This is a genomic window from Sporomusa sp. GT1 (assembly GCF_014634905.1).
Taxonomy (GTDB): domain Bacteria; phylum Bacillota; class Negativicutes; order Sporomusales; family Sporomusaceae; genus Sporomusa; species Sporomusa sphaeroides.
In genome coordinates this window covers 358,945-371,140 of the sequence record NZ_BMBX01000002.1, presented here as the reverse complement: position 1 = coordinate 371,140, position 12,196 = coordinate 358,945, and the positions used below count along the sequence as shown (strand labels likewise).

The window sequence follows — 12,196 nt, the reverse complement described above, 5'->3', positions numbered from 1 at the left end:
CACTATTTTATGGCATAAAAGCCTGCCTGCATACAGGAAACCCACAACACTTCGACAGTCGAAAAACCGGCTTCTCGTAAAATATCAATATGTTCCTGGATAGTAATGGGAAAAATCTCAATTCCATACCGGCTGATATGCTTTGCTACTGCAGCGGTATCTTTTCCGCTCAACAATTGAGCATTTTGCCAACGTTCAAGGCCTATTTGCATTCCCAGCCTGCTTGTTGGCCTAATGGTTTCAAAGGTAATGTAAACACCGCCTTGTTTCAACAGCTTGTAGCAATTTTTCGTTGCCTGTTTACGCAGTTCCTCAGACAAATAATGATGGGACATAATCGCGGTCACAACATCAAAATTGTCTGTACAGACTAGTTCTTCACTTCCTGCCTGCATATAGGTTACCTGATAATCGGCCAGCTTTTTTTTAGCTATACTCAGCATTTCTTCTGCCGGGTCTGCTGCTACAATTTTCATCTCCCCGAAACATTCAATAGCTTGCAAGATAAGGGTTCCTGTCCCGCAGCCGGTATCAAACCAGGCCTCAGGTTTTGGCATAGCGGTTTTAACCAGATCAAGGGTTTCTGTAAGAAATAAATGATACCGCAGCAGCGTTTTATGGACGTTTGCATCATACTCACTTGCTGCCTGAGAGGTTTTGTTGTCACGCATAAATTACCTACACCTTTCTTCGCTGCTTACAAACTGCATGATGTTATATAACGATATACTGCTAAAGCTCCCGACACGGAATGTACAGATGCAATAACGCTTCCAGCACACCGCCGCCAACGGCTCTGGCCTTATCAGATATGGTAAAGCAATGTTCGCGCCTGCAGCGGGGATCGACATCGCCCAGTTTCATCCCTTTTTCGACAATAAGCCGGTTTTGCAAGAGGCCGCGCAGTACGCCGTCAACGACTGCTTTGACAGGAATATCACCGACATGACCGACAATATCCCCGGCGGCAACTGTGTCTCCTATTTGACGACAGCCAATAAACAGGCCGTCAGCCGGTGACTTTATCAGGCGTTCCAGCGTAAACCCGCCTATTTCACCGGGAATACCGGTATTCTCTATGGCTGTTCCTTGATAAATAACCCGGCCCAGTTCATGGCCGCGCATGGTTTCCACCACAGCATGAACATCTTCCCCGGCGGTAAAGCCGGGACCTACGCCAATCACTACCGGCGCATCAGTAAGTTGAGTGCCAGTATTGCGTTTGGCAATAATGGCGTCAACTACTGCCACCGGCTTAAGCGCAGCAATAACCTTCTCGACCGCTTGCGGCTCTTCTGCCAATAACACTGGAATCAGCCCGCAGTCTATGAGCGTTCGCGCCTCATCAAGCATAGCCAGCCTGGCGGTCACACCCTCTACGGTTACCGGCGCGCATTGTATCACGGCCTGGGCAAAGGCTGCCGTCCGCCGAACCACGGTTGGCAGGGCTATTTCCAGGATTACTACCTGAAAATTACTCTGATACAAGCGGTGAGCAATGCCTGTGGCAATATCACCGCCGCCTTTTACTATAACTAAATTGTTCATATTTTCATACCCCGCAAAGCTAAAGTTACACAACACAGCTATGTTTTTAAAGAGAACTCAAAATGGCATCTTCAGCTCATTTAATAGGAAACCCGGATTAGAAAAATCGGCGGCAACGACTTTCCTTTCGTTGCCGCCGGATATCCATTATGAAAATCCCAGGAGCTTATCTGTTTTTTTTACAGCTTAATTTTCATAATAGACAGTCTCGGCCTTATCCAAGGCACCATAAAATTCATCAAGCACTTCTTTGTCAGTCTCCTTGGTCATATAACTCACCACAACCATCAGGATTGCCGATGCGATCATGCCAAAAACACCGTACCAGGTATTACCCATGTCATAATAATAGGTCAAGAGTACACCGATGATACCGGCAATCGTGGCGACTAGAGCTGCCGGTGTTGTGGCTCGGCGCCAATAGAGTGCTGCCACCAAGACAGGGAACATCGGCATAACCAGAGCGATTGCAAACATAATCAGTGTCCACATGAGACTCGGAGGATTAAGCGCGATAACCAGTGCGCCAATACCTAAGGCAAAAACTGCACCACGGGCCAACAGCATATGAACCTTAGGACTGACATTAAGCTTGAGCAATCTGTTGAGAATATCCTCTGAAATGGTGGAACCGGCCACTAACAAGTGCGAGGTAGCAGAAGTCAGACCTGTAGCCAGTACACCCCAGACAAAAATGCCCATCAGTACGCCGGCATAACCAATAGATTGCGTGGAAATAATTCTTTCAATCAAGAGCGGAATGACCAACTCGGTCTCTTTGCCGCTCAAATCCGGTAAGAAGGCAATAGCCACAAAGCCGATGAACATACATCCTGTCCAAACGATTAACTGCAGTGCGGGCTGCATAAGCATGAGCTTGCGTTGCCCGTCCATATCCTTGCCAAAATAACCGGCCCGGATAAATACGTCAGGCAGCATGATTGTCCAGCCAATCGCGCAGGCAATGGGGTAGCCAAACCGTGCAGAGTACGGTGCCCACTCCTTGGGTCCGGGGTATGAGAACCAGTTGTTTTGCTTCTCCCACACGCTGGATATGGCCGCAAACAAATCCCCGTTAAAGCCATAGTTAAGTACACTGATACCGATAGTCCATAAGCCGATCATAAATATCCATGCCTGGACAGTAGAGACCCACGCCACTGATTTTACACCGCCAAAAGGAATGAATATCAAAATAGCGATACCGACAAAGATGATGGCTGATGAGGCATCAATCAGCCCGCCGCTTGCCACATTCGCCGCGGTGCCGCAAGCCAGGTAGGTGGCCGCTGCATAAGGCATGGAAACAGTAAAGAAAGTGACTGCCAAAATCAAACGCAAGAGAGGACTGCGGAAACGGTCCACAAAGAGATCCGCCTGGGTTGTGTAATTACGCTGCGTATTTAAGAGCCATACCTTGTTCATGACAAAGTAAGTGAAAACCGGGAACAACGGCATATAGCTCAGCTCAGACATATAGTAAGCAAAGCCGCCCCGATAGTAGCCGCCAGGGCCGGCGAAGAACACCCAGGTACTCATCAGGGCCCCGATATAGGTCATACAAAGAACAAACCAATGAATGCTGTTGGCAGCAGTATAAAACTGCCGGGCTGACTGTTTCTTCTCACGCCACCAAACATACACCCCGCAGGCGATAAGGGCGCCCAAGTAAACAATAAACAATGCCCAGGTAGCGGTAACTGATAACATTTATTTTTCCTCCTTGGCTGCAGCCTCTTGCGCAGCGCCTGTCATTTGCAGATCGGGGTTGGGATTCTTTTTCAATCTTCTCTGTTTTGTTAACAGTATCATGCCCCCATAAGAGGTTATCCAGAGCGGCAGGATTGTGAGAACGCCGTGCCATAAGGCTCCGTTCGAATCGCCGTATGCCGGAACTCCGGGAATGTTATACAGTGCGTAGAAAAGAACGATTAACCCCAGCCACCATTTTTCTGTTGTTTTATACTTTTTCCCCAAAATGATCCTCCCCTTTTTTCCTGATGTAGTAACACGACCCGCGGTCCGTTTCACCCCCTCCTATTAATAGCTACAGGTGGCAAAAATTAACGGCGGAACATATTAATGATCAGTACTTCCGGTACCTTCTACCAATTCGCCTCTCTGTTTGACAGCCAGGTAGTGGTTCACTGCCTCTTCAACTTCTGCTCTTTTAGAACCTGTAATATACTTAAGCTTCTCTTTGCCGTTTGCCAGCTTAAATGTGATGGCGGCTTGCCAATAAATGTACGTATGTTCTTTACCGTTTTTGTCTTTCTTCGTAATTGTCAGTTTGCTGATGTTACCTTCTTTAGTTTCCATAAATACCCCCCCTGTTTTTTTATCAGCCCTTTCTCTTTTCCAAAGCAGCCTTGATGTCTTTCATATAGTCTGCCGCCGGCAAATCGTGAACACGAACACCGATTGCATCATAAATAGCATTACAGATTGCCGGCGCCGGAGTCAGACCACCGATTTCAGCAACACCCTTCGAGCCGAATGGTCCGGTCGGATCTTCCGCGTCAACAAATATTACCTTCATGTTCTTGGGCATATTGTCAAACCGGGGGATCTTGCATTTACCCAGGCTGTCGGACACATTGACACCGTTGACAATCTTAAAGTCACTGGTCAGGCCGTAGTACATGCCCATAATGATTGCGCCCTCGATCTGGGTGGCAGCCGCCTCAGGATTGACAATCTGTCCGCCGTCACAAGCCGCGGTTACGTTCAAAACCTCAATCGCGCCGGTATTAGGGTCGATTCTGACCGCAGCAGCCGTGGTATTATACGCCACAGTGTGATGCGGCATATAGTCCTTGGGGTCTACTTGGCCGTCCTCGTTGGTATTGGGCAGCACCGGGCAGCTTTTGGGCAGGGTGAAATCCGCCTCGACTACCAGAGTTTCGTCAGACAGTTCCGCCAGCTTGGCCAAAGTCAATTTTTCTTCCCCGGTTTCTTTCACCAGTATTTTACTGTCTTTGATAGTTAAACTATCGGCAGGCAAGCTAAGCAGTTTGGCGCTCTTTTTCAGCAATAAAGCGCGGAATTGTTCCCCTGCGACAATGGTGGGGTGTCCCCATAAAAACAACCCGCGCGAAGCCATCACGCCTCCACCAAAAGGTACGTTATGCGTATCACCGGCCAGAATATCATAGTCACCCCAGGCAATACCCGTAACCTCAGAGGCAATCTGAGCCAAAGAAGTGTGTGAGCCTTGCCCCATTTCCGTGCAGGCAATCCGGTAAGAAACTCGTCCACCAGGCATCAGTTCAAAAGCCGCCCCGGCGTTTTCTACAGGCCCCAGGCCTCCTGCCACGCTGCGCCAGCCGCTGGCAACCCCGATGCCGATAAGCTCACCGGGCTTCTTCAAGGGTAAAAGCACTTCATCAATTACTGCTCTCGCAGCTTTCAAGGTGTTTTTGTAATCAACGCCAATTTTATCTGTCAAAATCTGGCCGCTGGTCATAGGCAAGCCCCGTTCCAAACCGTTGATCTCCCGCATGGTCACCGGATCAATACCCAGTTTGTTGGCTAACATATCAATGGCGGATTCTGCAGCAAAATGGCTTTGCAGCGCGCCGAAGCCCCTGAAAGCGCCAGATACCAGATTGTTCGTATAAATCCCGGTACCCGTCAAATCCAGGTTAGGAATGTAATAAGGCCCGGTGCAATAAGAGATGCCCTGTTCCAAAACCCTGGGTGTCCAGGAAACGTAGGCACCGGCATCTGCCAGGATGCGCACCTGCATCGCCAATATCTTGCCGTCCTTTTGGGCTCCGATTTTATAAGTCATATAGTACGGATGGCGTTTCGGATGGGTCCGCAGGGAATCCTTGCGTTTGAGCACCATTCTGGCCGGACGCCCTGTTTTCATTACGGCGATAGCTACCAGGGCATGCACGGTAAGCTCAGTTTTACCGCCGAAAGCGCCGCCTGCCGGTAAATGGACAACACGGAGCTGGTCAGCCGTTAAATCGAGCACTTGTTGAAGCTGGGCCAGATCCGCAAAGGGGCTTTGGTTCGGCGCGTAAACAGTCAGCACATGGTTTTCATCGTAAGCAGCCAAAGCGCCGTCCACTTCGATCCAGGCATGCTCTTCAGGCGGGGTGCTGAACTTTTCTTCAATCACCACATCACATTCGGCAAAGGCTTTTTCCACATCACCCCGGTGCAGGGCAACTTCTTTACAGATATTCCCTTTTTCGCCGGCTACGTAGGCATTCCAGTATGAAGGGAGCTCTGTGTCAGGAATCAAAGGCGCATCCGGTTTGAGAGCCTCCTCAATACTGAACACCCCTGGCAGCACTTCATATTCAACCTTTACGGCTTCGGCACCCTTTTCGGCGGCTTCCTCATCGTCGGCAAACACCACCGCCACCATATCCCCGATATATTTGACCCGTTTGTCGCAAAGCACCGGCTGATCCTGAGCCAAAACACCATACACTTTACTGCCCGGAATATCCTTGGCCGTGATTACCAATTGCACGCCGGGAATTTGGTAAGCGGGAGAAGTATCAATGGAAAGCACCTTGGCATGAGGATGAGGGCTATAGACGGCTTTACCGTACAGCGTATTCTCGAAATAATAGTCGGCGTAAAACTTGGTCTGGCCGCTGACTTTTTCGTCCAGATCTATTCTGGGGATAGACTTGCCAATAAAACTGCCTGGTTTTGACAGATCCAGGGGAACATAATCCGGATACTCTTCGCCCCGCAATACAGCAGCGGCTTTATAAACTGCCGACAGGACCCGGGGGTATGTGCCACAACGGCACAAATTGAGCCGCAGGCCTTTTTTTATTTCCTCCTCGGTGGGGTTGGGGTTTTTGTTTAAAAGGCCGTGGACGGCCATAATGAGCCCCGGCGTACAAAAACCGCATTGCACGGCACTGTATTCCACGAAAGCTTCCTGTACAGGGTCCAGCTTACCGTCCTTGGCCAGCCCTTCAATGGTTGTGACATGTTTACCCTGCATATCCTGCACATAAAACATGCAGGAACGCTTGGCCTCACCGTCAATCAGCACCGTACAGGCGCCGCAGGCCTTTTCCTCGCAGCCCCGCTTGGTTCCGGTCAGGCCAAGGTCTTCCCTGAGAAAATCCAGCAAGCATTTTTTGCTTGGCCCAGCAGGCGTATATTGAACTTCCTGCCCATTTACGAAAAATTGTATCATTAAAATACCTCCTCGTATTTTGTGCTCTGTCTTGGGTGGAAAAACAGGGGGTTAGCCTTGAGCGGCTTGCGTGCACATCAAATCAGGAAAAATGTTTTTCATCTCATAATCCAGCATACTTTCCTGGATTTTGCAGCAGGCGGCTATTAGATTGCCTTTCTTTTTTTGCCTCACGGCTTCGCGCTTAACCTGTTCCAGAGCCTGTTTGATTTCCTTGCCGTCTAACTTGTTCACACCAACAACAATATCAAGGTCTTTGATATCGCTGCCTGGGTCGACCTGACCGGCTTTGGTAACCATAACATGCTCTGACTTGACATAGGAGCAGTTTGCCAAATGTGTGGCCAGTGCATCTGCCAGTATACAGGTGGAAGAAAAAGCGCTTACCCCCTGGGCGATGCCACGTGTCAGGCTTCTCCCGCCCAGACCGCTTGTGGCAACACCGCCAATACCGTCCTCAGCACGAATGGTCAGGGTACGGTCAATCACGCCCTGCTGCAGGCTGCTCATGATTCCCAGCTTGACTTCAGTCCCTGGCGCAAGCCGCAGAGCGACATCACCGCCATTGTTGACCATAGCCCGGCTTGCGCCCTGGGCAACCAGCCAGTCTGCCACCGTATCAGAAACAGCCCCAGCAACTGTAGCCATAGGCGTCAGGGTAGGCTCACCGACAGCAACTACGCCAGCCAGCATTCTACCAGGCAGTCCAGTCAGCATACCGCGCTGAATCTGTTTCGGGTATAAGCGCAGATAAGAGAGTGATGCCGTAATTTCCTCAAGTGCAGCATTGATTACATCATAAGCCTCACAGCACAAGTCTGTGAGCGGACTGCCGTCCTTGTCAGCCATGACAACCATGGACGTCGGGCCGTAGTGAAAATAGACTTTACCGGGCGCTAATATGCGCCATGGGTGCGAACCATTACTATCATGCGGCATCATAGCATTCCCTCCACTCTGTCCTTGGTACATCAGCTTACGAAGAGATGGTCTTGGGACGCTCTATCTTAACAATCTTGCATTTGTTGTTTTTCATAATCTCTTCGATAGGCCGGATGGCTTCCATATACCCACCGATTTCCTTATATGTTTCTTTGGTCATGGTGACCTCCATCGGACAGACACTTGCCGGGGTAGGAACCCAAGCAAACGCGCCTTCAGGCATATGTTCGACCCATGCTTCTGCGGTAATGCCGCCGCCCGGGAAGATGTGAACAGGCTGACCGTTGATTGTGTACCGAATCTTGCCGGCTCTCAGTGCTTCATTGACATTACAGGAGCGTTCACGTGAAATAACGTCACGGATACCGCCGCCGAACCCGGCGACAACCGACACATGACAGTTGCAAGGCTCACAATTATCGCGAATGTACTGGATAACCTTCGCGACCTTGGGCGGTATAGGCTTTTCGACAGGTTCTAAGTTCTCATCCAACTCAAAATATACAGCGCGCACAGCCGTCGGCTCGGTAATCACCAGGCGCAGACCGGGCCAGGCAACATTCTTGTCAATGGATTTGATGGCATCCTTGGCTTCCATTACGTTAGAACCGCCCCAACCGCTGCCGGGAATGCCGAAATAACGCCCTGGCGAACTGTAGGTGCCTACCGGAGTAATGCCGCTGTCCTTATAGCCGTAGCGCAAACCGGCGGTGGTATGGGCAGTCATCTTGGATGTGATATCATAGTCGATGGTGATAACCTCATCTACAATCTGCTCGCCCCAGCGCTCCAGCGTAAAGGTTGTGGCACCGACAGTCCCGCAGCCAATGCGCATGCGCTCTGCCTGCACGCCGTCAATAATCGGCGGCTTGCCATGCTGCAGTACCAGCTCCTTGACTGATTCGGTACGCAAGGTAACTGCTTTTTTATTGAGCAGGTCGCAAGTTGTACGCATTACCATGTGACCGCCCGGGCTGGTATTGAGATGCGAACCGCCAATATAAATCATCTGTGAGCCATATTCAGCGGTGTTAATGTAACCGACAATAATGCCTTCACGTCGTACCGGCGTACCGTTATCGCCCAGGAATTCATCGGTGTCCACCTTTACGCGGGCACCATTGAAGGACAGCACCGTCTCGGTAACGCAGGATACCACTTCCACACCATCAACGACAGCCGAAGAAATTACCTTAGCAGGCACGTCAGCGGAATAAAGGTTGGAGCCTGCACCGTAGCCCAACATTAGCGGAAAGGTAGGCAGCTTGGTGGACGGATCAATCGAAATGGTGGCCGGATCCACAATGTTATAGGGTTCGGTGCGCTCCAGCCTGCCATTGACATTTTGATACCGCTGGCAGGCACCCAGCCGCATTGGCGGAATGCTGCAATGTATCGGACAGGTTTCACATACAACGGCATCAGGAGATGCCTGAGTTACTTCAATTGCAGCAGGCTTGCAGAGCTTGAAGCAAACGCCGCAGCCAACACACAGCTCGCCGACCGTTGCTTTTTTGTCATTGATGGAGATGGCATTTGTCGGGCAATTCTTGGCACATATTCTACAGCCGATACATTTTTCGGTTATTACCTGATATGTTTTGCTCTCGTACATAAATTGGTCCTCCTTTAATTCTTATAACGCCTTGCCTTTGGTTTCAATACCCATGACTCCTACGGTAACAGCAGCCAGGATAAACGCCCCGGCAACTAATGACACTGCGCCGGTAATACCGATAATACCCATGGCATAGCCAATGGCTATCGGCGAAACCATGCCTCCTACCCGTGAGCAGGCAGAGCCCATGGCTGCTCCTGTTGCGCGAAAAGCAGTCGGGTAAAGCTCTGGTGTGTAAGTATAGCTTACCGCGATAATACCGGAGATAAAGAATGAGGTTACTACGCCAAGCCCAATAATGTGGAATGATTCTAGAGTAGGTAAGCCTAATGCCCAGCCAAATGCCAGAGTCGCTAAGAAGCCGCACAGCAAATTTCCTATCAGCACCGGCTTTCTGCCATACTTATCCATTAGGAAGGCAACTAACACCTGATTTGGCAGATACGCCAACTGCAGGAAAATGCTGTACAGGAAGGATTGCTCCATCGTACGGCCGCTCTTCATTAAGAGCGAAGGCAGCCAGGAGAAAAGCCCGTAATAGCCAAACATGTTCAGGAACCAGAGGATCATCAGCATGATGGTTACACGCCTGTAATTCACAGAATACAATGCCCCGAAGGACGGCTTTTGCGGGGCAACCACATCTTTTTTAATCATGTTTTCCGTCAGAGGCGGAATCACATCAGTTTTGGCGACTTGCCGTTCAATATCGTCAACAATGGCCAGTGCTTCTTCTTTTCTGCCCTTCATGGCCAGCCATCTGGCCGATTCAGGAATGTAACGCTGAACAATGAAGAGGTATAGCGCCGGTGTAGCCCCGGCAACAAAAGCCCACCGCCAGCCATCTTCCAGACCGGCAATGACAAAATAAGCAAGCAGCGCAGCCAGTATCCAGCCGACTGTCCAAAAGGTAGTCAATAGTCCCTGGGTTTTCCCGCGGTCCCTGGCAGGAGTAATCTCGCCCATCAAGGTATAGATTATCGGCGGTAATCCCCCCAGCCCCAAGCCGACAATGAAACGGAAAAATACCAATGAGTATATATCCCAGGCAATAGCACAACCCAGTGATGCAACGGAAAATACTAACATAGTCCATTTTAAAACCGCTTTACGGCCCATGCGGTCACCGGCAATGCCTCCCAAAAAAGCGCCTGCGATCATGCCGATCAGACCTGAGCTTAAAACAATCCCCATCTCGCCGGGACTTAAGTTCCACGCCTGGGCAAGTGCTGTCGCCACAAAGGTAATCAATGCAATATCAAAAGCATCAAAAGCCCAGGTAGCACCGCAAATTCCTATCATCTTGTAGTGGTATCTTGATAAGGGCAGTCTATCCAGCCTTGCCGTAACAAGAGCCGTGATATCATGCTTTTCCACAAAATCCCCTCATTTCAATATAGCTGCCCTCTGGGCACATAGTATCGAATTATGGAGGACAACTTTTATCGCTTAGTCCGACATGCTGAAATGCCGCTTAGCTAACAATAGTGCTTGTGTGGGCCTGTATTCGGCAAGCAAGCCGATGGCATACAACAGATACGATTTGTCAATAATTATCCTGCTGTCTTGTGCAGGCAATAAGGATATGCCGGGATTCTGCAAAGCCTCTCTGACAACGGCCATTGCTTCATCGGTTGATAAGCCGGTAAAAACACCGCCGACAGCAATCACTGTTTTTACTCTGCGCAAATCTCTGCCAACCGGAGTACCTGGCACAATACCCATAACCGGGTCAAAGCTCTGCGCGATATAACCGGCATGGCGTTTGAAAGCAACCTCCACAGCCGCTCTTGCCATGGCATGATCAAACAGCTTATCCTGATCAGACACAGCCAGGTATTCAGGATTTGCCTCCAGCTGGATCGCATAGCAGTGCAGGGATTTTTCCAAGGCTTCTCCTGCAAGGCCGACACCGGCGAGAATGGCCTTTTCCCCGGCAGCCTCAATGATGCCGCGTGCACTTACCCGTAACCCTAAGTTACCTTCCACAGTGCGATACGACAATTGCTTTTCATTGGTTACTACCAAGCCCTTTTCTTCTATTGACAATTCTTCCATATACGGCAGAACCGAATGAATATCGGTTGTTGCTCCACCAAGATCAACAACAGCCAGATTACCCAGTCCCTTCTCCTCACGCGTGCCTTTAGCCAACAGCTCTGTGGCTAAAAGTACTGCTCCCGGCGTAGGAATGACCTTATTAACTGTTAAGCGGTCAAGTAACTTGCCTAGCCCTTTGGCCTCGGTAATCTGATGAATAAACTGTTCATGGATGGCTTCGCGTGCAGGCTTGACATTTAAGCTGTGAATGGTCGGCATAACATTGGGAACACGGATGGTTTGAATGCCTGCTTGTTGAAGGATGGCTTCAGCTTGCGGCTGTATGCTGACATTTCCGGCAAGAACAACCACTGCTTTTACCTTGCTGTCTACGATCAACTGCGCATCTTCTGTAAGCGATGCCTGATTGCCCCCGTCTGTACCACCGGCTAACAGGATAATGTCCGGCTGAATCTCACATAACATTTCCAGCTTGTTTTCCGGTTTATCTTCAAAAGACATGACCTCCAGCACTCTGGCTCCGGCATTCATGGCTACTTCTTTGGCCGCTTTAGCCGTCACACGCGGCATATAGCCCATAGCTACCATCCGCAAACCACCGGCAGCACTGCTTGACGCCTGGATGTTGCGGGCTGTGATGCTGTTAACCCTGCACGCTGCAGCCAGTCCCTGCAAGGCCGAACCCAAGCCCTGATTAATATCTGTTACAGTGGTAGGTGCCTGCGCTCTGGCCAGCCATATTAATTCACCATCTATACTGTCAATTGCGGTCGCTTTAGTAAAAGTGCTGCCGACATCCAACAAGATTGTATCAATCAACTTTTCGCTCACTATACTCATGCCCCCGCCTA

General features: G+C 50.1%; 10 protein-coding genes. All 10 read right to left on the bottom strand.

All coding sequences use genetic code 11. From position 1 onward, the window contains the following. Positions 1-2: 2 nt before the first annotated feature. The 10 genes from GT1_RS05190 to GT1_RS05145 all read right to left on the bottom strand — a co-directional run bounded on the left by GT1_RS05190 (position 3) and on the right by GT1_RS05145 (position 12,176). Positions 3-671, bottom strand: coding sequence for a class I SAM-dependent methyltransferase (locus GT1_RS05190; RefSeq protein WP_188397829.1), 669 nt, complete (start codon positions 669-671; stop codon positions 3-5). Between the two features lie 61 nt (positions 672-732). Beyond that, positions 733-1,548: a selenium-dependent molybdenum cofactor biosynthesis protein YqeB gene (gene yqeB / locus GT1_RS05185; protein ID WP_188397828.1), complete on the bottom strand. Its 816-nt coding sequence runs from the start codon at positions 1,546-1,548 to the stop codon at positions 733-735. A gap of 186 nt (positions 1,549-1,734) precedes the next feature. Then, positions 1,735-3,258 carry a sodium:solute symporter gene (locus tag GT1_RS05180; RefSeq protein WP_188397827.1) on the bottom strand — a complete coding sequence of 508 codons (1,524 nt, stop codon included), beginning with the start codon at positions 3,256-3,258 and terminating at the stop codon, positions 1,735-1,737. Then, positions 3,259-3,525, bottom strand: a complete 267-nt coding sequence (locus tag GT1_RS05175; protein WP_188397826.1) for a hypothetical protein — start codon at positions 3,523-3,525, stop codon at positions 3,259-3,261. A 102-nt stretch (positions 3,526-3,627) separates the two neighbouring features. After that, on the bottom strand, positions 3,628-3,867 hold the full coding sequence (locus GT1_RS05170) for a hypothetical protein (RefSeq protein ID WP_188397825.1): 240 nt from the start codon (positions 3,865-3,867) through the stop codon (positions 3,628-3,630). Positions 3,868-3,889: 22 nt separating this feature from the next. Then, a complete protein-coding gene (locus GT1_RS05165; protein WP_188397824.1) occupies positions 3,890-6,724 on the bottom strand; it encodes a molybdopterin cofactor-binding domain-containing protein in 2,835 nt (944 codons plus the stop codon). Between the two features lie 51 nt (positions 6,725-6,775). Beyond that, entirely contained in the window at positions 6,776-7,666 is an 891-nt protein-coding gene (locus tag GT1_RS05160) for a UPF0280 family protein (RefSeq protein WP_188397823.1), read from the bottom strand. 34 nt (positions 7,667-7,700) lie between these two features. Then, a complete protein-coding gene (locus tag GT1_RS05155; RefSeq protein ID WP_188397822.1) occupies positions 7,701-9,281 on the bottom strand; it encodes a DUF362 domain-containing protein in 1,581 nt (526 codons plus the stop codon). A gap of 21 nt (positions 9,282-9,302) precedes the next feature. Continuing rightward, positions 9,303-10,661, bottom strand: a complete 1,359-nt coding sequence (locus tag GT1_RS05150) for an MFS transporter (RefSeq protein ID WP_223226064.1) — start codon at positions 10,659-10,661, stop codon at positions 9,303-9,305. A gap of 72 nt (positions 10,662-10,733) precedes the next feature. Further along, a complete protein-coding gene (locus GT1_RS05145; protein ID WP_223226063.1) occupies positions 10,734-12,176 on the bottom strand; it encodes a glutamate mutase L in 1,443 nt (480 codons plus the stop codon). Between the last annotated feature and the right edge of the window lie 20 nt (positions 12,177-12,196).

What these genes read in the sequence shown, in the direction of transcription:
- GT1_RS05190 (WP_188397829.1), bottom strand. Translation starts at nt 671, where the DNA reads ATGCGTGACAACAAAACCTCTCAGGCAGCAAGTGAGTATGATGCAAAC.
- yqeB (WP_188397828.1), bottom strand. Translation starts at nt 1,548, where the DNA reads ATGAACAATTTAGTTATAGTAAAAGGCGGCGGTGATATTGCCACAGGC.
- GT1_RS05180 (WP_188397827.1), bottom strand. Translation starts at nt 3,258, where the DNA reads ATGTTATCAGTTACCGCTACCTGGGCATTGTTTATTGTTTACTTGGGC.
- GT1_RS05170 (WP_188397825.1), bottom strand. Translation starts at nt 3,867, where the DNA reads ATGGAAACTAAAGAAGGTAACATCAGCAAACTGACAATTACGAAGAAA.
- GT1_RS05165 (WP_188397824.1), bottom strand. Translation starts at nt 6,724, where the DNA reads ATGATACAATTTTTCGTAAATGGGCAGGAAGTTCAATATACGCCTGCT.
- GT1_RS05160 (WP_188397823.1), bottom strand. Translation starts at nt 7,666, where the DNA reads ATGATGCCGCATGATAGTAATGGTTCGCACCCATGGCGCATATTAGCG.
- GT1_RS05155 (WP_188397822.1), bottom strand. Translation starts at nt 9,281, where the DNA reads ATGTACGAGAGCAAAACATATCAGGTAATAACCGAAAAATGTATCGGC.